This is a genomic window from Bradyrhizobium erythrophlei (assembly GCF_900129505.1).
GTDB lineage: Bacteria > Pseudomonadota > Alphaproteobacteria > Rhizobiales > Xanthobacteraceae > Bradyrhizobium > Bradyrhizobium erythrophlei_D.
Genome location: NZ_LT670818.1, coordinates 8,715,392 through 8,737,853 on the forward strand (window position 1 = coordinate 8,715,392; position 22,462 = coordinate 8,737,853).

Sequence of the window (22,462 nt, forward strand, 5' to 3'; positions counted from 1 at the left end):
TCCCCGAGTTCAAGCTGGCCTCGAACTCTCCGCTTATGACTTTCGCATGAGATCGCAAGCGCTTAAGGAAACTACTTGCCCTTCCAGTTCGGCGTGCGCTTGTTGAGGAAGGCGTCCATGCCCTCGCGAAAATCCTCGCTCATATAGGCACGCAGGATCAGATCCCGGCCCTCCTCGCGCGACAGCGTGCGCCGGATGCGCAGCACGGCTTCCTTGGCGGTTTCCATCGTGATCGGCGCATGGCCAGCGACGAGTTTCGCGGTTTCGTCGGCGCGGCGCTGCAGCGTCGGAAGGTCGGGCACGATTTCGTTGAGCAGGCCCAGTGCAAGCGCCTCGGGCGCCTCGACCAGCCGCGCCGTGAAGATCAGATCCTTGGTCCGCGCCGGACCGACCAGCGCCACCATCCTGGAGATGTTCGACATCGACAGGCAGTTGCCGAGCGTGCGCGCGATCGGAAAGCCGAACCGCATCGCCGCAGTGCCGATCCTGATATCGCAGCAGGCGGCGATCCCCGCGCCGCCGCCGGTGCAGGCGCCGGCGATCGCCGCGATCGTCGGCACGCGCACCTTCTCCAGCGCGCCCAGTACGCGGTCGATCCGCTCCTCATAGTCGATCGCGTCCTGCGCGGTCTTGAAGGCGCGGAACTGGGAGATGTCGGTGCCTGACGCGAAGGCCTTGTCGCCGGTGCCAGTAAGGATCATCACCTTGATCGAGCGGTCGTCGTTGACGCCAGCGCAGATCTCGGCCATCCGCTCGTACATCGCGAACGTCAGCGCGTTGCGCGCCTGCGGACGGTTGAAGGTCAGCCGCGCGATGCCGTCCTCGACGACATAGAGAAGGTCTTCAGTCGCTGCTACCGGGGCGTTCATCGCGCGCTCTTTCTGTTGTTCGCGTCACAAGGCTTTCGAAGCGCGCGAGGATCGCGCACTCCGGAACGATTGCATACTGGCTTTTTACGCAACCGCGGCCTTCGATTTCGGCATCGCGACCACGTCGCGTCCCTTCAGGACGTCCATGGCGGCGATCACCCCGCCGCCGCGATGCGGCACCTTGGCGAGATCCAGGCCCATCTCCACGCCCGACAGCGTTCCCATCAGCATCAAATCGTTGAAATGCCCGATATGGCCGATCCGGAAGGCCTTGCCCTTGAGCTTGCCGAGGCCGGTGCCCAGCGACATGTCGAAATTTTCCAGGATCACCTTGCGCAGGGCGTCGGCATCGCAGCTTTCCGGCACCATGACGGCGGTCAGCGCCGCCGAATAGCCGTGCGGGTCGAGGCAGACGAGATCGAGGCCCCACGCCTTGACCGCGGCGCGGGTCGCCGCGCCATGGCGCACGTGCCGCGCCCAGACGTTTTCGAGCCCCTCCTCCTCCAGCATCGCGATCGCTTCCCTGAGCGCGAACAGGAGATTGGTGGCCGGCGTATAGGGGAAGGTGCCGAGCTTGTTGATCGCGATCATGTCGTGCCAATCCCAGTAGGACCGCATCGACTGGTTCGCCTTGGACGCGGCCAGCGCCTTTTCCGAGACCGCGTTGAAGCTCAGGCCCGGCGGCAGCATCATGCCCTTTTGCGATCCGCCGACCGAAATATCGATGCCCCAGGCATCGTGTTCGTATTCGAGCGAAGCAAGCCCTGAGATGGTGTCGACCATCAGCAGCGCCGGGTGGTTGGTGCGATTGAGCGCCTTGCGCACTTCGAGCGGATGGGTGACGCAGCTGGTCGAGGTCTCGTTGTGCACCACGCACACGGCCTTGATCTTGTGCTCGCGGTCGGCGGCTAATCTCGCCTCGATCTCCGCCACGTCGGCGCCGCGGCGCCAGTCCGTCGGCATGAACTCGACGTCGATCTTGAACTTCTCGGCAATGCCGCGCCACAGCACCGCGAACTGCCCGGTCTCGGCCATCAGCACCTTGTCGCCCGGCGACAGCGTGTTGACGATCGCGGCTTCCCAGGCCCCGGTTCCCGACGACGGATAGATGATGACAGGCTGCTTGGTGCGGAAGATGCGCTGGCACCCCACCAGCACGGCATGGCCGAGTTCGGCGAATTCCGGACCGCGGTGATCCAGGGTCGGCATATCCATGGCCCGCAGCACCCGGTCGGGCACGTTGGTCGGTCCTGGAATCTGGAGAAAATGCCTTCCTGTGTGCAGGGTCATCTGGCGTCCTTCCCGGGGGCGGTATTTGTGGTTTGGCTGCGCTCGAATATCACTATTCGGCGGGCTTGTCCCCTGCCCGGCGGGAGACGTCAATCCCTGAAAAGATACGCTTTTACCGGTTTTTATACCCCGCGGGAGCGCGCCTGCCGCGGGAGGTGCGACCTCGTCCTGCTCGAACGGCGTTTTGGGGTGCATCAGGAACGGCGAGACAGGCCGAGCAGCAGCAATCCCATCGACCTCAGGAACGGCAAATACCAGTTGCAGGTGCCACCAACATTCGCGGCGCAGGGTTCGTTCTCGCTGCGGGCGCCTATTCCGGAGAACAAAGCGCGCGATCAACTTCGCGCACCCGCCGCTCAAGATTGTCGGCCAGTCGATCGAACCGTTGAGCCATCGCACGGTCGGCGCTCTCAGCCGCAAGGCGACGGCATCTGATGATCTGACCTTGAACTCCGCTAAGGTGGTCTAAAACGTCCATGGCGGGTCTCATCTCACCAGCTTCGGAATCGTGGACCCGTCCTGAACCTCGTGCGTGGCGGCATTGCCGGGTTTGATGGCAGGTTGCCGCTTCGGCCAAGCCTCAGTCACGGCACTCTCGATAATGTGGCGCTGAACCCTTTTGCATTCCGGGCAGGTAAACGTCCGCAAATCTTGGCCCGTCGCGCTCGGCTCGATCGCCGACAACTTCATCGGGGAACCGCAAGCGGTGCACTGCGGACCCTGGTTTTGTTGGTCCAGCATGGCGTCGGCCCTCAATTCGGCGGCTTGAGTTCACCCACAAGCCAACCCGCCGCCCTTGACCTGAAGGGATCAGATGCATTGACGTCGATCTCGACGTGATCGCATCTAGGGCATTCGAACAACCGGTGTTCGAAGCCCGTTGGCCCCGCGGAGGTCCGTTCAAGCATCATCCGAGTATGGCAGCGGGGACAGTGCGGGCGCTCGATAGGGGTCGGGGGTTGGTAAGTTTTGAACATGGCGCTCACCCTGGATCAGGCGGGAGCACAACACTCTCAGTCACCGATGACTGCCGATGGCGGGGCGGTGATGTCAGGACGATGCGCCCTTTAAGTCGGAAAAGCGACTCAATTCGCAACGGACGCTGCATCAAATAACGGCCCTGCGGGGGGGCAGCTGGGGCCGTGTTGGGTGTGTCGAGTGGGGGGCGCGACACGCCGATTTAACCCCCGGCGATATGAACCGTTCCATGCAGACCGCCAATCAACAGCGAATAGCGGGCCGACGAGAAACAACGCCCAGGCGCCGCCATGCCTCCCGAGCTGCGGATCGTTATCGTCAACGGCGCCACGGCGCCCAAGGTCATCGGACCCGAGCCGTCCCCCGCGCCGGCTGCGCGCCCCACGCGCACCATCGACCACGACGCCGCAGTGGCCGAACAGACCACCAAAGAAAGATACAGGCCTGTTTCGACCCCTAGTGGCCTGATTTGAAATTGGCAGGGGCCCCATTCGCGTCAGAACGTGATATCCTGCGCTCCTGGAATGCAATTGGCTGATCCCCGCATTTCGGAGGACAAAGCTATGAGGATTTCGTCACTCTTCGTTGCGAGTCTAGCTGTCGCTATCTTGTCGATTGCACCGCTGCTGTTCGGCCTAAGCAGCACAGCAATGGCGCAAAACGCAACACCCTCGGGCGGCGCCACCACCTCGCTTCCCAACGTCGTGGTCGAAGCGCCGAAGCAAGTAGCCCGGCCACAGAAGCCGAAGCAGCGTGCGGTGGCCCGCAGCACCGTATCCCCTCGGACATCGTCAACCACCCCAGCGTCGTCGGCCTCGCCGATGTCGCCAACCGCGCAGCTTGAAAAGCTTCCGAATGCCATCACCGGCAGTTGCGTCGATGGTTGCGTATCAAGCCTTCCATCAGGAAACAAACCCTGGGTAGGATGCAACCTATCCGCTGGCGTATATTCGTCAACATGCAGAAACGTAGGCCACTACAAAACCTACAACGAATGCACGACGGCCGGACTGGCAATCGGTTGGAGAAGCAACGAAACCTTATGGTATTGCACCAGCCTGGCGTTAAAGTAACAAAAAACCGCGTTTAGAACTAACGAGGCCCGCCAAAACTGCGCTCCCAACGGCACCTCGGGCCGCTGGGCCAAATTGAAATTGGCAGCGGGTTAATTTGCTGGCGCGGGATGTTTTGCTTTCCTCCGTCCGAAACTCCGGGCATCTCCAAAAGAAACGGAAAAGGACGAATACTCCGAGACTGTAAGCGATTATCACAGCCGCGGCCGCTCGGAGGAAAGCCTTCTTCTCGGGCGCTCTGTTCGATGTCAAATATCTGAACAACATCACGACCGCTTCTTCGATCAAGGCCGCCGCAGTTTGCGGCCTCCTTCATGTCAGACTAAGACCTGCGATGTCGCTTGTTGGGACATCGCGTCACTTGGGAAGGTGTAGCGACATGTCCGGAGTTGGGGGTAGACCGGAAGCGAGCGAGCTGCGGTCAAAACGGCGCTTTTGACCCAAGGGGACCTGGATCAGGATATTGCGGTGCACCACGCTATTCCCGGACTCGATTCTGGTAATTCAGGATAGTTGTGGCATCACGATCTCTGGATCGATTCATCGGCGTCGATGATGTGGACTCTCCCCGGTCAACGCCGGTGATTTGTGGAAATATTGTTCGGACAACAGGAGTCCCATCATGTCTCCTATGGATTCCAACGAAGCAAAGCCCCGACACACATTCGATTCCGCCGAAATGGGCGCCATCGCTCATCTCTACCGGGGCGAAGTCTATCGCTCGACGATCTGGCGAACGCGGCTCGACAACACGACCAATTGGGCGATCGTCACGATGGGCATCGCGCTGTCAACGACCTTTTCCAGCCCGCAGGCTTCACCCCTGCCCCTCCTGCTCGTAGGGCTGCTCATTGCCGTGTTTCTCGGCATGGAGGCGCGGCGCTATCGCTATTTCAATGTTTGGCGCGCCCGGGCTCGCTGGCTGGAGATGAATTTCTACGCGCCAATATTCACTGGTGAAGCCCGCGACGATAGCTGGCGGGCGATTCTCGCGCGCGACTACACTGCGCCCCGTCACCACATTTCGTTTGTCCGCGCGGCGGGGCGGCGGTTGCGTCGCAACTACGTTTGGATTCTTGCCGTACAGGTGATTGCCTATTACGGCAAGATAGCGATCCATCCGACGCCTGCGGCGACCTGGGCGGAATTCTCCGATCGCGCCGCCGTCGGGCCGATTCCCGGCTGGATCGTTCTGATGGTAGGCTTTGCCTACAATTTCGGTTGGCTGGCGTTCGCGCTCGGTACCATGTGGCTCGACCAACGCAAGCATGGTGTCAAGGGCGAAGCGGTGGCGATGGGTTAGTGACAATGAGTAAGAGCCGGTACGCTCGCTAATGCGGCATGGTTGAGCGAACAGTCTGACGCCAAAGCGTAGCTTCTTGACCGCCCCAGCAGCCTTCGTTGCTCGCCCGCGCCGACGAGGTGATCGAATAACTTCGCTGTTTTGCTGCGGTGCATGAGTCTCTTCCTGGCACATGGCGTCATGTCACTGCGCCGCGGAATTTGGCCGCTATCGGTGCCTCGCGGACATCGATCACTCCGCAGCGAGCGGTCCGGGTGCGACAGCCACGACCCCGTCCTCCTCGAACGGCGTCTCCGGGTGCATCAGGAACGCCGAGAACAGGCCGAGCAGCAGCAATCCCATCGACATCAGGAACGGCAAATACCAGTTGCCGGTGACGTCGATCACGTAGCCGGCCACCAGCGGCGAGACGATCGCCGCCAGCGCCGAGCCGGTGTTCATCAGGCCTGCGGCGGTCCCGGAATATTTCGGGGCAATGTCCATCGGGATCGACCACATCGGGCCGATGGTAATCTCGGCGAAGAAAAATCCGCCGGACAGGCACAGCGCCACCACCGTGATGTCGCGGGTAAACAGGATCGGCAGCAGGGACAGCAGCGCCCCGGCGAAGCCCGCGACCGTGACGCTCAGCCGCGCGAAGCGGACGTCGCCCGTTCTCTTGAAAATGCGGTCGGACAGGATGCCGCCGAGACTGTCGCCGACCACGCCGGCAAAGAACACGCCCGAGGCGAACAGCGCGGAGTTCTTGATGTCGAGGCTATAGCTGTTCTTGAAGAACAGCGGCAACCAGTTGAGGTACAGCCACAGCGTCCAGCCGTAGCAGAAATAGGTCAGCGTGACCGGCCACATCCGGCGCAACAGCGGCCTCCAGGGAACCTCGGGCCGCTTGTCCTGGGAGCGTGGCGGCAGCGACGCCAGTTCGGCATCGGTAATTCCGGGATGATCCTTGGGGTCGTTGCGGAAATAGAGCGCCCAGACCACGCCCCATGCGAGGCTGACGAGCCCGAGCGCGACGAAGGAGCCCCGCCAGGTCAGCCAGGCCATCAATACCGCGATCAACGGCGGCGTGGCGGCATTGCCGAGCCGCGCGAAGGCGTGGGTGAGGCCTTGCGCGAAACCGCGTTTGTCGGCCGGCGTCCAGTACTGCATGGCGCGCGTTGCGGTCGGGAAGGTCGCGCCTTCGCCGAAACCGAGCGCGACGCGGGCAATGAACAGCGTCAGCAAGCTCGTGACAAAGCCGGTAGCAATGGTCGCGACCGCCCAAATCAAGCCGCACCAGAACAAGGTCTTGCGCGGCCCCAAGCGGTCTCCGATCCAGCCGCCGATCACCTGGAACAAAAGGTAAGGATAGGCAAACGCGGAAAATACCAGGCCAAGCTGGGTATTGCTGAGGTGAAGCTCTTTCTGGATCTCGCTGGCGGCGGTGCCGATATTGACCCGGTCGACATAGGTGATGAAGTACATGACGCACAGCATCGCCAGCACGACATGGGTGGCCTTGAACCGAAGGCGCATTTGTTTCACTCCCGAACTTCTTGTTGCTTTTGTGTGTTGCTTTTGTTGCGGCATCGACCGGCCCGCCGGCGCGGTCATGGCGAGCGTCAGGTCTTGACCACTTTCAGATGCCCGGGAGAATTCGTCGTCGGCCGCTCTTCCAGCGAGGCCATCGCGGCATCGACGCCGCCGGCCCGGTGCGGCACGCCGGCGGCGGCAAGCCCCATCTCCACGCCCGACAACGCACCCATCAAGGTGAGTTCGTTGCATTCGCCGAGATGGCCGATGCGAAACACTTTTCCTGCGACCTTGCTCAGCCCGGAGCCGAGCGACATGTTGTAATTGTCGAGCACGATCTTGCGGAACTTGTCGGCGTCGTGCCCCGGCGGCATTAGCACCGCCGTCAGCACCGGCGAATATTCCGACGGATCGAGGCACAGCACCTCGAGGCCCCAATGCGTGACGGCGGCGCGCGTGGCGGCCGCAAGCCGCTTGTGCCGCGCGAACACCTGATCGAGCCCCTCCTCGAGCAGCATCGCGATCGCCTCGCGCAGGCCGTAGAGCAGGTTCGTCGCCGGCGTGTAGGGAAAAAACCCGGCCGCGTTGGGCTTGAGCATTTCTTCCCAGTCCCAATAGGACCTCGGCATCTTGTTGGTCTTGGCCGCCGCGCGCGCCTTTTCGGAGACGGCGTTGAAGCCGAGCCCCGGCGGCAGCATGAATCCCTTCTGCGAGCCGGCGACGGTGACGTCGACCTTCCACTCGTCGTGCCGGTAGTCGACCGAGCCGAGCGAGGAGATCGTATCCACCAACAACAGCGCGGGATGTCCGGTCCGGTCGATCGCGGCGCGAACATCCGCAACCCGGCTGGTGACGCCGGTCGAGGTCTCGTTATGCACCACCATGACGGCCTTGATGGCCCGCTTGGTATCCTGCGCCAGCTTCGCCTCGATCGCGGCGGGGTCGACGCCGTGGCGCCAGTCGCCCGGGATGAAGTCGACCTCGATACCCCAGCGCGCCGCCATCTGCTGCCACAGCGTGGCGAAGTGGCCGGTCTCGACCATCAGCACCTTGTCGCCCGGCGATAGCGTATTGACGATCGCCGCCTCCCAGGCGCCGGTGCCCGAGGACGGAAAGATCATGACTGGCCCGGCCGTCTTGAAGATCTTCTGGCAGCCCTCGAGCACCGCCTTGCCGAGTTCGGCGAATTGCGCGCTGCGATGGTCGATGACCGGCATGTCCATGGCGCGAAGCACCCGATCGGGCACCGGGCTTGGACCGGGAATCTGCAAAAAATGGCGTCCCTGCGCTGTCATGGCTATTTCCTCACGTTCGATCTGGCCCTTCGCCCATATTGCATTCAATTTTGGCTGCGGCAACCAAACAATTGTTTACATTTTTGCATCGACGGCGCCACCGCCAGGGCCTATGTTCCGCTCCATGAAACCCCTGATTCCCGGTGACGCCGCCTCGACCGCACTTGCGGCCCATGCGGTTCCCGACCGCGAGGACCAGTCGCTGCATGACGAGACCCTGACGCGACTGCGCGATCACATCGTCGAAGGCCATATTCCGGACGGCGGCCGCATTCCCGAACGGCAGCTTTGCGAGATGCTGGGCATCTCGCGCACGCCGCTGCGCGAAGCGTTGAAGGTGCTGGCCGCCGAAGGCCTGGTCGAGCTGCTGCCGAACCGCGGCGCCCGGGTGCGCCCGTTGAGCGAGCGCGACCTTGCCGAATTGTTCGACCTGATGGGCGGGTTGGAAGGCCTCGCCGGGCGGCTCGCCTGCGAAAACATCACGGAAGCCGAAATCGCCGAGATCGAGCGGCTGCACTACGAAATGTACGGCTTTTACCTGCACCGCGACATGCACGGCTATTTTCGGGTCAACCAGGAGATCCACCAGAAGATCGTCGAGGCCTCGCGCAATGCGGCGCTCAAGAGCACCTATGCGAGCCTCGCGGGACGGATTCGCCGGATCCGCTACGCCGCCAATTTCGCCCGCCAGCGGGAGCGCTGGGGCGAGGCGATGCGCGAGCACGAGACCATCCTGGACGCGCTGCGGCGCCGCGCCGGCAGCGAGCTCAGCGATATCCTGTTCAGGCACCTGCGCAACAAGCGGACTGCGGCAGTCGAACATCTGAATGAGGGCGCGCCGGCAGCGTCCGAGCCGGCCTGATCGGCCCATATCAGACCCAATTTTGCATTCAAAATCCAAAAGCGAGCTGGACGGCTGCATTTCATCCCCGCTCGGCTTCCGGGCAAGCATAATCCAGCCGCAGCCGTAACGGGGACAGGATGGCCAAGGGCTCAACGACACTCGAAGACCGGCTGAAGCGCGAAATCTCGGGCGACGTATTGTTCGATGCCTTCAACCGCGGCCGCTATGCGACCGACGCCTCGTTCTACCAGATCATGCCGGCGGGCGTGGTGGTGCCGAAAACCATCGACGAGGCGCTGCGGGTGCTGGCGATTGCCCGCGACGCCACGCGGATCGTGACGCCGCGCGGCGGCGGAACGTCGCAATGCGGCCAGACCGTCAATGACGGCATCGTCGTCGATTTCTCCAAACACCTGAACCGTATCATCTCGCTCGACGTCGAGAACCGCACTTGCGTGGTCGAGCCCGGCATCGTGCTCGACGACCTCAACCGCCAGCTCAGGAAGCACGGCCTGTGGTTTCCGGTCGACGTCTCCACCGCGTCGCGCGCCACCATCGGCGGCATGGCCGGCAACAATTCCTGCGGCGGCCGTTCGCTGCGCTACGGCACCATGCGCGACAACACCCGTTCAATGGATGCAGCGCTGGCCGACGGCACGCTGTTGCATTTCGGCGAGGTCGCCCGCGATCTGGCGCAAGCGAACGCTGGCGACAGCGGGCTTGCGCTGTTTCGCGACATGCTCGATCTCGGCGCCCGCGAGGCCGACGAGATCGCCGAAAGATTCCCGAAAGTGCAGCGCCGCGTCGGCGGCTACAATCTCGATGCGCTGGTGCCGCGCAACACGCCGAACAATCTGGCGCACCTGCTGGTGGGTTCCGAAGGCACCCTCGCCTTCACCACCCAGGTCAAACTAAAACTCTGGCCGGTGATCCGCAACAAGGTTTTGGGCGTCTGCCACTTCGGCAGCTTTTACGAGGCGATGGACGCCGCCCAGCACCTGGTAAAACTCCGCCCGATCGCGGTGGAGCTGGTCGATCGCACCATGCTGTCGCTGGGGCGCGAGATCGAGATGTTCAAGCCAATCATCGGAACCGCCGTGCGCGGCGATCCCGATGCGGCGCTGATCGTCGAATTCGCCGAAGAGGACCAGGCCGACAATCTCGGCCGGTTGAAGGCGCTCGGCGAACTGATGGCCGATCTCGGCTTCGGCTGGAACAATCCCCAGCGCAAATGGGGCGGCGTGGTCGAGATCACAGAACCGGCCTTGCAGACCGGCATCGCCGAGTTTCGCGCCGCCGGCCTCAACGTCATGATGTCGATGAAGCAGGAGGGCAAGCCGGTCTCCTTTGTCGAAGACTGCGCCGTGCCGCTGCCGCATCTCGCCGACTACACCGCGCGGCTCAACGAGATCTTTGCGAGGCACGGCACCCGCGGCACCATGTATGCGCACGCCTCGGAGGGCTGCCTGCACGTCCGCCCGGTGCTCAACCTGAAACTGGAAAAGGACGTCAAGGCGATGCGCGCCATCGCCGAAGAGACCTTTGCGATGGTCAGGGAATACAAGGGATCGCATTCCGGCGAACACGGCGACGGCCTGGTGCGCTCGGAATTCCACGAGACCATGTTCGGCTCCCGCATCATCGAGGATTTCCGGGAGGTCAAGCACCGCTTCGACCCGGGCAATGTGCTCAATCCCGGCAAGATTGTCGACGCGCCGAAGATGGATGACCGCGCGCTGTTTCGCTATCCGCCGGACTACCGGGTCGGCGAGCTGACAACCGCGCTTGACTGGTCGGCCTGGCCCGGCGCCGGCGGCGGCTTTCAGGGCGCGGTCGAGATGTGCAACAACAACGGCGCCTGCCGCAAGCTCGAGGGCGGCGTGATGTGCCCCTCCTACCGGGCCACCCGCAACGAGAAGGATGTCACGAGAGGCCGCGCCAATACGCTGCGGCTGGCGATCTCCGGCCAGTTGGGTGCCGACGCGCTGTCCTCCGACGAGATGATGGACACCTTGAAACTCTGCGTCTCCTGCAAGGCCTGCCGCCTGGAATGCCCTACCGGCGTCGACATGGCCAGGATGAAGATCGAGGTTCTGGCCGCGCGGGCGGCGAAGCATGGGCTGTCGCTCAGGGACCGGCTGGTCGGCTATCTGCCGCGCTATGCGAGCCTCGCCGCGCGCTTCGCCCCGCTCGCGAACTGGCGCAATAAAAGCCCCCTGCTTCGAAAATGGTTCGAGAAATTCGCCGGCATCAGCGCGCAGCGCAACTTGCCGGAATGGCGGCGCGATGTGTTCAGATCCGAGACCGAGACGGTCGGCCCGGCCGATGGCCACGAAGTGATCCTGTTCGCCGATACCTTCAACCGCGCCTATGAGCGCGAAAACCTCGACGCCGCGCTGCGCGTGCTGGTCGCCGGCGGCTATCGCGTCCACATTCCCCGGCCCGCCGATGGCGGAAGGCCGTTATGTTGCGGACGGACGTTTCTGTCGGCAGGTCTGGTCGATCAGGCGCGCGTGGAACTCGACCGGCTGGTGGCGACCTATGCGCCGTTCGCCGCGCGCGGCGTTCCGATCATTGGTCTCGAGCCGAGCTGCCTGTTGACGCTGCGCGACGAACTGCTCTCGCTGCGCTCCGACGACACCGCAAAAAGCATCAGCGCGCAGGCGCTGCTGTTCGAGGAGTTTTTGGTACGCGAGGCCGAGGCCGGGCGTCTTGCGCTGCCGCTCGGCCCTGTCGCCGGCAAGGCGCTGGTGCACGGCCACTGTCATCAGAAATCCTTCGGCGCCTTCAAGCCGGTCGAGCAGACGCTGCGGCTGATTCCGGATCTGAAGGTCGAGACCATCGAATCCAGCTGCTGCGGCATGGCCGGCGCCTTCGGCTACGGCGCCGACACCTATCAGGCCTCGATCGACATGGCCGAACTCTCGCTGCTGCCGGCAGTGCGCGGTGCGGAAGCCGCCGCGCTGATCGTCGCCGACGGCACCTCGTGCCGGCACCAGATTGCCGACGGCACGGACCGCGCGGCCGTTCACGTCGCCCGCGTGCTGGCGATGAGCCTCGACAGGGCGCCGCCGACCCCTTAAATCCTCGTCAACCGCAAAGGAACCGATCCATGTCCGAACTGACCCTCGATGTCGCCCGCAAGATTCTCGATGCCGCGCTCGCCAAGGCGATCGAGAAGAAGCTCAAGCCCCTCGTGGTCACGGTGCTCGACGCGCGCGGCTGCGTCAAAATCACCGCGGCGCAGGACGGCACCAGCCTGCTGCGCAGCGAGATCGCCCACGGCAAGGCCTATGGCGCGCTCGCGATGGGCATGGGTTCGCGGGCGCTGTTCCAGCGTGCGCAGGAGCAGGCCTATTTTGTCGATGCGGTGAACACATTGGCGCAAGGCCGGCTGATCCCGGTGCCCGGCGGCGTGCTGATCCAGAGCGGCGGCGTGCTGCTCGGCGCCGTCGGCATCAGCGGCGACACCTCGGACAATGACGAAGCCTGCGCGATCGCCGGCATCGAGGCGGCGGGGTTGAAGGCCAATCCGGGATAGCAGGCGAGCCGCGCTGCTTACAGGCGTGAGCGGATGTCACCCACCGCAAAGGCAGCTAAAAAAAGGCCGCCCGAAGGCGGCTCTCAATTCAAACCCGCCGATCGTCGTTCACTTGGTGGCTACCTTGTGGATTGGAATCAACGCCTGGGTAATGACGCCATGACCGCGCCCGCGTCAGCATCCTCGACGCAAGGTGTGACGGTCAACTGGAGCACGTCGGCCCATTGGGCGACCCACTCATACATGGCTTTCGCATCGGTCGATTCGCTGACCGCAAATCCCCGGCTATCCATTCCATGCCAACGCCCCAGCATCGTAACGCCCTTGGGTGGGGCACCGCCGGTCTCGAGGAATCGCGCAACCGCCGCATTGAACGTGCTTTGCGGCACCGTCCAGCTGATAATATACTTCATAATAAATGCCTTTGCTGTCTAAGAGGGTACCTCATAATTCGTGGCACACAGGATACGTCTGGCAACGGTTCCAAAGGTTCATACAAATCGAGCTGGTGGCGAAAGCCGACAGGCATTGTGCCTTAAACAATGACGAGACCGAATGTCGCCTTGGGTCAAAAGCCCCCGTTTTGACAATGGGCCGGCCACTTCTGGTCTTCCCCATGAGCAGACCTTTTCAGTGTCCGCCGAAATGTCTCAAAAGTGCCAAAAGCGGTAGTTCAACCAGAGTTGTCTGAGTTCACAATCCGATGTCGGTCGGGCGACTTATCGACCCGACAAAAATCCAAGCACCGCCGCGTTAAACGCCTGAGCGTTTTGGCGGTTCATGCCGTGGGCGGCATTGGGTATGATGATCAAATCTTCCATGTTGTCAGGCAGGCAGAGCCGCATCGCTCGGAGCGTCTCCTCGGAACGTTTTGGACTCTTCTCGCCTACGATCGGCAGGATGGGAAATCGGAATTTGCGGATCGCCTCGCGTGCAAGGCTTGGTCTCGGTTCGGTGCGGGTTGAGGGTACCGCATTGTCCAAATGGATTAGCTTCTGGTCGGCGCTAATCTGATCCCATCGCCCCGGCCCGCTTAGCGCGTCGACATATGCTCGCAATGCGGCGTCACGATCACCTTTGGCCAGATCGGCCGCCAAGCGCTCGGCATTTGTTTGCCTTTCGGCCGCCATGGCGCGGCTTTCAGGCGTGTCTGGCAATAGCTCCTCGAGTCCGCCTGCATCCGCCAGGATCAATGTCCTAATCACCTCAGGGTAACGCGCGGCGACATGGAGCACCACCGCACCGCCGCGCGAATGGCCAAGCAAGTGAACAGGCGAAAGGTCAAGTCTGCGAATGAACTCAGCGACATCGTCGGCATGCTGGAGTATGGAAAAGTCGTCGCCACGTCCATCCCATGGCTCGGGAAAGTAATGCCGAAGGCTGACGGCGACGGTGCGATAGTGCGCAGCAAACGGCTCGATCTGAGGATTCCAGTGCCGATAGTCATTGATCACGCCATGTACCAGAACGAGCGGTGTTCCGCCTCCGCTCTCCCGGTAAGCCATGGATATCCGTTCACTTCGACCGATTTGATGCCCTCTGGAAGCGGCCAAACGCTCTGTAGTGCCATAAGCGACCTCATGTGTTGGAGCCGACGCACGAAATCTAGGTTAGGTTGTACTTTAGCGCACGCGCCTATCGGAGAAATAATTGTGTGGTCCGGGTTGGGTCAATCGCGTTGTTTTCGCCATGCAACCGAGGAGTCTGGTTTACCCCGAATAGCGGACATCCGTCGGCCGCATGCGAGAGCGATGCATCATTGCGGTCAGCCGCCCCCGCCGCCGATCATCGCGGTTATGCACCCGCTTTTTCCCGATTAAGCAGAAGCGCCACCAAATCGCCCGACTCAGAACCGCGTTCTAGTGCGAGTTGTGTTGTGGGGAGTTGGCAGATGCCGCATATGTCCGCAAAGAAGTCCTACGTAGCAGTCACCGCCAGCGCGCTCGCTATCGGCACGCTGCTGTCGCTGGGCACGATCCTAATTCGCGATGTCGTCGCGCCTGACAGGGACTGCCGCATCACGTCGGGGACTGCACCAATTGCAAAATTGACACTGGACTGAGCTTCCAGGCACCGCGGATCAGCGCAGATCGTGCAACAATGCTTTTGCCGCCGTCAGGTCGATGGTGTCGAGCCCGTCGGCCGTTGCGTAAAAGTCCTCGAACAGCGTCTTTCAAAAGACGCGCCACGGCGTAGGTCCCCGCGTTCGCGGGGACAACGATTGGGGTTCACTTCCCCGGCCAAACGGGTTTGCGCTTTTCGCCGAACGCCTTGAGGCCCTCTTTGGCGTCTTCCGTCAGCGCCAGAAGCGCGATCTGGCTTTCGGTATAGGCGATGCTTTCGTCGAACGACATCGAGGCGATTGCGCGCATGGCGTATTTGCCGCGGCGGATCGCGGTCGGCGATTTGTCGACGATGCGGCCGATCAGCCAGTCGACCTTGGCGTCGAGCTCGGCCGACGGCACCACGTAGTTGAGCAGTCCCGCGGCCTGCGCCGTCTTCGCATCGAAGGGCTCGCCGGTCAGCGCCCACTCGTTGATCAGGCGGCGCGGCGCGACCTCCTGCAACAGCGCCATCACCTGCATCGGGAACACGCCGACCTTCACCTCGGGCAGGCCGAACATCGCGTGGTCGGCTGATACCGCCATGTCGGTCATGCACAACAGGCCCATGCCGCCGGCCATGCAGACGCCGCCGACCCGCGCGATCGCGGGCTTGGTCGCGTTCTGCGACAGCCGCAACAGATCGGCGTAGTCGACATTGGGCCTGGCGAAATCCATCGCGAAGGCAGCGCCCGAATTCTGCAGATCGGCGCCGGCGCAAAATGCCTTGTCGCCCGCCCCGGTCAGGACGATGACGCGGACGTCTTTGTCGTCATGGGCGTCGCGATAGCCTTTGGCGATGCCTGATATCACCTCGCCATTGAGGGCGTTGCGCTTGTCCGGCCGGTTGATGGTGATCCAGAATGCCTGCCCGCGCTTCTCGCACACGACGCTGTTGGTGTCGGTCATTGTCCTGCTCGCTTCTCTGCACTGTCGGCGGACATTAACGGCAGGACGGGGCAGGACTGCAAGGACGATTTAAACCGCCGGGTTCGCGGATACCGCGGCCTTCTTCATCCAGACCTTGTTGTCATGGAATGCAGCACCGCCGATCGGCGCCACCGCCTCGGCGCCGGTCAGCGTGTTGATGCCGCGGCCTCCGATATGGGCCTTGTTCGGCTGGATCGATTCCGCGATCAGAACACCACGGCGAAGGCCCTCGAACAGTTTCGCGGTCAGCGTGGTCTCGCCCCTGTCATTGCCGAGGGTGACGGCGTCGCCATCGGCAATTCCAAGCGAGGCAGCGTCAGCGGGGTGGATCATCACCGAAGGCGCGCCCTCGCGGGCCTGCGACGACGGCGTCTCGTTGAAGGAGGTATTGAGGAAACTGCGCGACGGGCTGGTGGCGAGCCGGAACGGATGGGCCTCATCCGCCTCCTCAATGATGGTCCAGTGGTCCGGCAGCGCCGGCATTTTCTCGAACTCGCCCATCAGCCGGCCGAATGGCGGATGTGCCCAGTCCGCCTTGAAATGGAATTTCTTGTCGGCATGCCCAAAACCGTCGAGATAATGTGCGGTGCGGAAATCCGGCTGCAGGTCGCGCCAGAGATCCGCCTCCAGCGTTGCGATGTCGCCATGGCCGCTCTTCTTCAGGGTGGCGTCGATCAGTTCGCGCGGCGTCATCTCGAACCCGGGATGCACGGCGTTGAGGCGGCGGCCGAGGCCCTGCAACACCCAATGGTTGGAGCGGCATTCGCCGGGCGGTTCGATCAGCTTGGCGCCAACCGAAATGTGCTGGTGTCCGCCGCCGTAATAGAGATCGTCATGCTCCATGAACATGGTCGCGGGCAGCACGATGTCGGCCATTTGAGCCGTCTCGGTCATGAACTGCTCATGCACCGCCATGAACAAATCTTCGCGGGCAAATCCCCTGCGCACCAGCGCCTGTTCGGGCGCGACCGTCACCGGGTTGGTGTTCTGGATCAGCATCGCCTTGACCGGTGGGCCGCCGTGCAGCGCCTCGGCGTCGCCGGTCAGGATGCGCCCGATCTTGGATTGGTCGAGCACCCGCGTCGAATGATCGATCGCGTCATGGCCCTCGATGATGGATTCGTTGAATTTCCACAGCGCGAAATTGTTGAAGAAGGCGCCGCCGCCCTCGTACTGCCAGGCGCCGGTCACCGCCGGAATGCACAACGCCGCATGCATCTGCGCCGCCCCGTTGCGGCTGCGGGTAAAACCATAGCCGAGCCGGAAGAACGAGCGTTTGGTCTGGCCGACCAGGCGCGCAAAAGCCTCGATCTCCGCGACCGGCACGCCGCAGATCGAGGACGCCCATTCCGGCGTGCGGGTGGCCAGATGCGCCTCGAGCTCGGCGGGGCAGTCGGTGTAGCGCTCCATATAGGCCCGGTCCGCAAAACCTTCGCGGAACAGCACATGCATCACGCCGCAGGCGAAGGCGCCGTCGGTGCCGGGCCGCAGCACGATCTTGATATCGGCCTGCTTCATGGTGTCGTTGTTGTAGATGTCGACCGCCGCGATCCTGGCGCCACGTTCTTTCCGCGCGCGCATCGCATGGGTCATCACATTGACCTGGGTGTTGACGGGATTGGTGCCCCAGATCACGACCAGGTCGGAGACGCCCATCTCGCGCGGATCGACGCCGGCGATCTTGCCGGTGCCGATCGCAAATCCGACGCGGGCGACATTGGCGCAGATCGTCGAGTAGAAGCGGGAATATTTCTTCACATGGGCAAGGCGGTTGATGCCGTCGCGCATCACCAGTCCCATGGTGCCGGCATAGTAATAGGGCCAGACCGACTCCGCGCCGAACTCGCGTTCGGCGGCGTTGAAGCGATCGGCGATTTCGTCGAGTGCCTCGTCCCAGGAAATCCGCGCGAATTGGCCGGAGCCCTTCGCGCCCGTGCGGCGCATCGGGTGCATCAGCCGGTCGGGATGATGGATGCGCTCGGCGTAACGGGCGACCTTGGCGCAGACCACGCCGGCGGTATAGGTCTGCTGCTTGGACCCGCGCACCCGCCCGATGGTCGAACCGTCGATCACTTCGACATCGAGCGCGCAGGCCGACGGACAATCGTGCGGACAGGTGGAATGCCGAATGTCTATCTTGGCCTGCTGGTTCATGCCCTGATTGCTACCATCAAAATGGGGGACCGCCGAGCGCATTTATCCGGCATCCAGCGACGAAAACAGCAGCGCCCCATGCGCTACGCGCCGAGGTAGGCCCCGCCATTGCTGTGGATGGCCTGGCCGGTGATATAGCGCGCCCCGGGGCCGCACAGGAACCGCACGGCCGCGGCGACGTCCTCCGGTCTGCCGCGGGCGCCGGTGAGGGTCTGATGGGTCATATGATGCGCGGGTTCCGGCTTGTCCTTCGGCCGCGGCGTGCCGATCAGGCCCGGAACGACGCAATTCACGGTGATGTCGTCGGAGGCCAGGTCGCAGGCCAGCGCCCGGGTGAAGCCGATGATCCCCGCCTTGGCCGTCACCACATGGGCGCGGTCCTTGGCGCCGGTATGCGCGGAGAGGCCGCCGATATTGACGATGGTCCCCGCGCCGCTCTTTTGCAAAGCAGCGAGGCAGGCCTTCACGCAATGGAAGGTACCATCGAGGGTGACATCCATGATTTCGCGCCACTCGGCATAGCTCATCTCGGCGAACGGCCTTTCGCGCCGCAGCGCCGCGTTGTTGACGAGGATATCGATGCGGCCGAACTGTTTTATCACCGTGTCCGCCATCGCCTGCATGGCCGCGGCGTCGGCGACATCGCCAATATGAACGAGCGCCTTGCCGCCCCTGGCCTCGATCTCGCGCGCGACGGCGTCCGCTTCGGCGCGATTGCTGCGGGCATTCACCAGAACGGACGCGCCGGCCTCCGCCAGCGTCAGCGCGATGGCGCGGCCGATGTTGCGTCCCGCCCCGGTGACGATGGCGACCTTGCCGCCGAGTTCTTTGGTGCCGGCCATGTCGTCCCCCTCGGTAGTCATCGTCCGCGAAAGCGGACGATCCAGTAAACGCCGGCGTCCGCGTTCATCCGCTAATCCTGCGATTACTGGATGCCCCGCCTTCGCGGGGCATGACAGCTACTGACGCAACGCGGTCAGATCGATCTTCCCATGATACAATCCCGCCAGCAATTTCAGCGTCGCATCGCTTTGCGCCTTGGTCCAGCCGCCATGCCGGGCGTTGAGCGTGAACTTATCGGCGACGTCCTGCCGGGTCAGTGGCTCCTGCGCACCGCCGCGCAAATGCGGCTGCCGCTCCTCGATCACGCTGCCGTCCTTCAGGGTCGCCCGGATGTGACCGGTATAGTTGGCGGGATAAGGATTTTGCGGATCGATCACGAATTTCACCTTCGCCGCCAGCGCCAGCACACTTGCGTCGTGGATCGCAGCTTCCGTGAATGCACTGAGGCCGACCCCGCCATGGACAAAACCGGTCGCCAGCAGATAGGGCGTGGCGAATTTGGCCGCATAGCCATTGGGCGGGCGCTGCTTGGAAGCCAGGGGCTCCCACAGCCGGTGCACCGTCCCCTCCGCCACCTCGCAGACGATCTCGGCGATATCCTCCGCCTTGACACCCCGCGCGGCCAGCCGCCGCGCGCAATCGATGTAAGGCTGCGCCATTGTCCCACAGGGGTAAGGCTTGAACGCCAGCGTGTCCGTGACCCAGCGCGTGCCGAAATCGCCGATCAGCGCGTCGTAATCGCCGTCCATCGTGTGGGCAAAACCGTGAAACAGCCCATGCACGCCCTCGAACACCGTGCGCGGCCCGACAAAGCCCTGCCGCGCCAGAAGCGCCGCACGCAGACCCGATTGCGCCGCCCAGCCCGCATGCAGCCGCTTGGTCCAGGCGCCCTCGGCGAGATATTCGATGATGCCGCCGGCCATGCTGCCGGCAATCCCGAACGCGTCGACGATCTGCCGGGCATCGAGCCCGATTGCTGCGCCGACGCCGGCCGCCGCCCCCATCGCGCCAAAAATCGCGGTCGGGTGAAAGCCGGCCTTGTGCACGGCCTTCGGCACCACGAGGCTCAACCGGCAGAGAACCTCGGTGCCGACCGCAATGCCCGTCAGCGCCATGCGGCCATCCGGATTGTGCCGCTCGCATGCCGACAGCACCGCCGGCACGATCACCGCGCCGGCATGCACCGGGCCACCCTCGAACGTGTCGTCGAAATCCTCGCCATGCGCCGCGGTGCCGTTGACGAAGGCCGCGCCCGCCGCGGTCAGCGTGCGCGCGTGGCCGATCGCCGTGCAGGGGCCGTCGTCGTCCCAGCCGGCCAGCGCACTTGCGACATAATCCTCGTTACGTGCGGTGACACAGAGACCGACAACGTCGATCAGCAGGTCCTCGCATTTGCGCGAAGTCACCGCTGGCAGAATCCCCAGTTTCAACGCAACGATCCTGTCGGCGAGCGTCTCGGCGACCGATATCTTGGGCAGTTGAGAAGTCATCGCGCGTCAGACATGAAACAGCTTGGTGTAATGCGTTTTGATCGCATCGCCCTGTTGCTCCACCGCGGCCGCGTCGTCCTTCATGGTCTTGATGTCCTTGAACGGCGTGCGACCCGGCTTTTCCTCCGTCTGCGGATGCACCGAGCGCAGGCCGCCGACATCGATGATGAGCTGCTGGGCCTCGCGGCTGAAGCAGAACGACTGGAACAGTTTTGCCGCGTTCGGATTGGGCGAGGACTTGAAAATGCCGTTGGGGCCGATGATCAAGGGCGAGCCCTCGGTCGCATAGACCGGCTCGACCGGACGCCCTTTCTCCTTGAGCTGGAGGATATTGTACTCGTTGCCGTCGGCCATGACCGCGCGTTCACCGAGGTCGAGCTTCTTGGGCGGATCGGCTGACGATTGCACCTGCATGATGTTTTGTTTGGCGAGCTGCTCGAACCAACTCCAGCCGAGATCGCGCTGCATCTGATAGGTCGCGGTCATGATGGTGCCGCTGTAGCCAGGATGGGCCTTGACGATCTTGCCCTTCCATTTGGGATCGAGCAGATCGGCAAAGCTCTTCGGCGCTTCCTCGGGCTTCACCATGCCGGTGTTGTAGGCGATGATGCTGAGCCAGACGCGCCAGCTCGCAAACTGGCCATCGGCATCCCGGTGCTCGGCCGGATAGAACTTCGCGACGTCTTCCGGCACATAAGGCGCCAGAATGCCGTCGCGCTTCCAGACGATGAAATGCGCGGCGTCCGACGAATTCACCACGTCGACCGCATGGATGTTGCTGGAATATTCCTGGCCGATGCGCTGGAACACCCGCTCGGCGCCGGTGCGCTCGACGTGAACCGCAATCCCCGGATATTTCCTCTCGAATGCCTTCGCCAGGTTCTCGGCGACCGGCAGGTCGGTCGAGGTGTAATAGTTGACCTGGCCTTCCTTCGTCGCCGCCTCGATCAATGCCGGCGTGACCGGCTCCGGCGGCGGCGCCGCGGCCATCACGCGGGTCGAGAATGCCGCACCCGCGAACAATGCGCCCGATCCCCTGAGCACGGCGCGACGCGATATCCCCCGACGTTTCATCTTCTTGTCCCCTGGTTCGGGCGAGACTTGGTACCCCGGAAACTACCCTTTATTCCTATCGGGCACAGCGAGTCTTTCGTCGACAGCGCGGTGTTTGCCGCTAGACTTTTCTCCCGGAGTTGGCCAACAACCGGCACAGAACAAGACCAGAATATTCGGGAGATTGAAATGACGGCCCCAAGGTTTGTGCTGGCGTTAGCGGCCATCCTTCTTGCGCTGCCGAACCTTGCAGCGCCGTGTGCCGCGCAGGATTATCCGACAAGGCCGATCCGCATCATCGTTCCCTTCGGCGCCGGAGGGCCGGCGGACGTAGCGGCGCGCCTGATCGGCAACGTCCTGCAGGAGAAGTTCGGCCAGGCGGTCGTGGTCGAAAACCGCACCGGCGCCGGCGGCGTGATCGGCACGCAAGAGGTCGTCAAATCGCCGCCGGACGGCTACACGCTGCTGATGATGTCCAACACCCAGACCGCGAACGAATCGCTGATGGCGCCGGCGCAGCGGAAATACGAGTTGATGCGCGATCTCGCGCCGATCGCGCCGGTCAACTCCGCCGACCTCGTCATCGTCGTCCACCCGCAAGTCGCTGCCAAGACGCTGGCCGAATTCATCGCGCTGGCCAAATCGCAACCGGGGAAGCTGAATTACGCCTCCTCCGGCACCGGCACGCCCTATCACATGGCCGGCGAGTTGTTCAAAGCCATGGCCGGCATCGACGTGGTGCACGTCCCCTACCGCAACAGCGGCGAGGCGCGCTCAGGCGTGATCGGCGGCCAGGTGCAGATGATGATCGATGCCGTGACGACGATGGCGCCGAACGTCACCGCGGGCCAGGTCCGGGCTCTCGCCACCACCGGCAAGAGCCGTTCCGATGTGCTGCCCGATGTGCCGACCGCCGGCGAAGCCGGCGTTCCCGGCTATGAGGCGACCATCTGGCTCGGCCTGATGGCGCCGACCGGGACTCCGAAACCCATCATCGACAGACTGAATGCGGCCGTTAACGAGGTCGTGAAGCGGCCGGACATCGTCAAGCTCTGGAAAGACCAGGGCGCGGTCCCGATGTCGATGACGCCTGAAGCGTTCGACAAATATCTGCGCGGCGATATTGCGAAATGGGCCGAAGTGGTCAAGAAATTCCCCGACAAGCCGCAATAAGATCAGATCCGG

Annotated in this window: 17 protein-coding genes; 6 read left to right on the plus strand and 11 right to left on the minus strand. The window is 63.2% G+C overall.

What is annotated here, in order from left to right; all coding sequences use genetic code 11:
* Nucleotides 1-71: 71 nt before the first annotated feature.
* A complete protein-coding gene (locus tag B5525_RS41225) occupies nt 72-869 on the minus strand; it encodes an enoyl-CoA hydratase/isomerase family protein (RefSeq protein WP_079572062.1) in 798 nt (265 codons plus the stop codon).
* An 84-nt stretch (nt 870-953) separates the two neighbouring features.
* A complete protein-coding gene (locus B5525_RS41230) occupies nt 954-2,159 on the minus strand; it encodes a pyridoxal-phosphate-dependent aminotransferase family protein (protein WP_079572063.1) in 1,206 nt (401 codons plus the stop codon).
* A 2,673-nt stretch (nt 2,160-4,832) separates the two neighbouring features.
* Between B5525_RS41230 and B5525_RS41255 the strand changes: the two genes are divergently transcribed.
* The gene (locus tag B5525_RS41255) at nt 4,833-5,513 is read left to right on the plus strand and encodes a DUF2270 domain-containing protein (protein WP_079572070.1); all 681 of its coding nucleotides are present in this window, start codon (nt 4,833-4,835) and stop codon (nt 5,511-5,513) included.
* A 231-nt stretch (nt 5,514-5,744) separates the two neighbouring features.
* On the opposite strand, the gene B5525_RS41260 is transcribed toward B5525_RS41255, so the two are convergent.
* A complete protein-coding gene (locus tag B5525_RS41260) occupies nt 5,745-7,028 on the minus strand; it encodes an MFS transporter (protein WP_079572071.1) in 1,284 nt (427 codons plus the stop codon).
* An 86-nt stretch (nt 7,029-7,114) separates the two neighbouring features.
* Entirely contained in the window at nt 7,115-8,320 is a 1,206-nt protein-coding gene (locus B5525_RS41265; RefSeq protein WP_079574455.1) for a pyridoxal-phosphate-dependent aminotransferase family protein, read from the minus strand.
* Between the two features lie 124 nt (nt 8,321-8,444).
* On the opposite strand from B5525_RS41265, the gene B5525_RS41270 reads away from it, so the two are divergent.
* The 3 genes from B5525_RS41270 (at nt 8,445) to B5525_RS41280 (ending at nt 12,705) form a co-directional block, all read left to right on the plus strand.
* Nucleotides 8,445-9,182: a GntR family transcriptional regulator gene (locus tag B5525_RS41270; protein WP_079574456.1), complete on the plus strand. Its 738-nt coding sequence runs from the start codon at nt 8,445-8,447 to the stop codon at nt 9,180-9,182.
* 119 nt (nt 9,183-9,301) lie between these two features.
* Nucleotides 9,302-12,247 carry an FAD-binding and (Fe-S)-binding domain-containing protein gene (locus B5525_RS41275; RefSeq protein WP_079572073.1) on the plus strand — a complete coding sequence of 982 codons (2,946 nt, stop codon included), beginning with the start codon at nt 9,302-9,304 and terminating at the stop codon, nt 12,245-12,247.
* 29 nt (nt 12,248-12,276) lie between these two features.
* Nucleotides 12,277-12,705 (plus strand): GlcG/HbpS family heme-binding protein, encoded by a 429-nt coding sequence (locus B5525_RS41280; RefSeq protein WP_079572074.1) that lies wholly within the window; start codon nt 12,277-12,279, stop codon nt 12,703-12,705.
* A gap of 137 nt (nt 12,706-12,842) precedes the next feature.
* Here B5525_RS41280 and B5525_RS41285 read toward each other — a convergent pair whose 3' ends face one another.
* Together B5525_RS41285 and B5525_RS41290 are read right to left on the minus strand one after the other, a co-directional pair.
* Complete coding sequence (locus tag B5525_RS41285; protein WP_079572076.1) at nt 12,843-13,118, minus strand: DUF3303 domain-containing protein; 276 nt, start codon at nt 13,116-13,118, stop codon at nt 12,843-12,845.
* Nucleotides 13,119-13,424: 306 nt separating this feature from the next.
* Nucleotides 13,425-14,210, minus strand: coding sequence for an alpha/beta fold hydrolase (locus B5525_RS41290; protein WP_079572077.1), 786 nt, complete (start codon nt 14,208-14,210; stop codon nt 13,425-13,427).
* 386 nt (nt 14,211-14,596) lie between these two features.
* On the opposite strand from B5525_RS41290, the gene B5525_RS45140 reads away from it, so the two are divergent.
* Nucleotides 14,597-14,767, plus strand: a complete 171-nt coding sequence (locus B5525_RS45140) for a hypothetical protein (RefSeq protein ID WP_154073744.1) — start codon at nt 14,597-14,599, stop codon at nt 14,765-14,767.
* Nucleotides 14,768-14,933: 166 nt separating this feature from the next.
* On the opposite strand, the gene B5525_RS41295 is transcribed toward B5525_RS45140, so the two are convergent.
* From B5525_RS41295 to B5525_RS41315, 5 genes are all read right to left on the minus strand, one after another.
* The gene (locus tag B5525_RS41295; RefSeq protein WP_079572079.1) at nt 14,934-15,716 is read right to left on the minus strand and encodes an enoyl-CoA hydratase/isomerase family protein; all 783 of its coding nucleotides are present in this window, start codon (nt 15,714-15,716) and stop codon (nt 14,934-14,936) included.
* Between the two features lie 69 nt (nt 15,717-15,785).
* Complete coding sequence (locus tag B5525_RS41300; protein ID WP_079572080.1) at nt 15,786-17,891, minus strand: molybdopterin oxidoreductase family protein; 2,106 nt, start codon at nt 17,889-17,891, stop codon at nt 15,786-15,788.
* Between the two features lie 83 nt (nt 17,892-17,974).
* Nucleotides 17,975-18,733 carry an SDR family NAD(P)-dependent oxidoreductase gene (locus B5525_RS41305; RefSeq protein ID WP_079574458.1) on the minus strand — a complete coding sequence of 253 codons (759 nt, stop codon included), beginning with the start codon at nt 18,731-18,733 and terminating at the stop codon, nt 17,975-17,977.
* A 117-nt stretch (nt 18,734-18,850) separates the two neighbouring features.
* Nucleotides 18,851-20,224 carry an MmgE/PrpD family protein gene (locus B5525_RS41310; protein ID WP_079572082.1) on the minus strand — a complete coding sequence of 458 codons (1,374 nt, stop codon included), beginning with the start codon at nt 20,222-20,224 and terminating at the stop codon, nt 18,851-18,853.
* 6 nt (nt 20,225-20,230) lie between these two features.
* Complete coding sequence (locus B5525_RS41315) at nt 20,231-21,298, minus strand: ABC transporter substrate-binding protein (RefSeq protein ID WP_172900085.1); 1,068 nt, start codon at nt 21,296-21,298, stop codon at nt 20,231-20,233.
* A gap of 168 nt (nt 21,299-21,466) precedes the next feature.
* On the opposite strand from B5525_RS41315, the gene B5525_RS41320 reads away from it, so the two are divergent.
* Complete coding sequence (locus B5525_RS41320) at nt 21,467-22,450, plus strand: tripartite tricarboxylate transporter substrate binding protein (RefSeq protein WP_079572085.1); 984 nt, start codon at nt 21,467-21,469, stop codon at nt 22,448-22,450.
* The last annotated feature ends 12 nt before the right edge of the window (nt 22,451-22,462 follow it).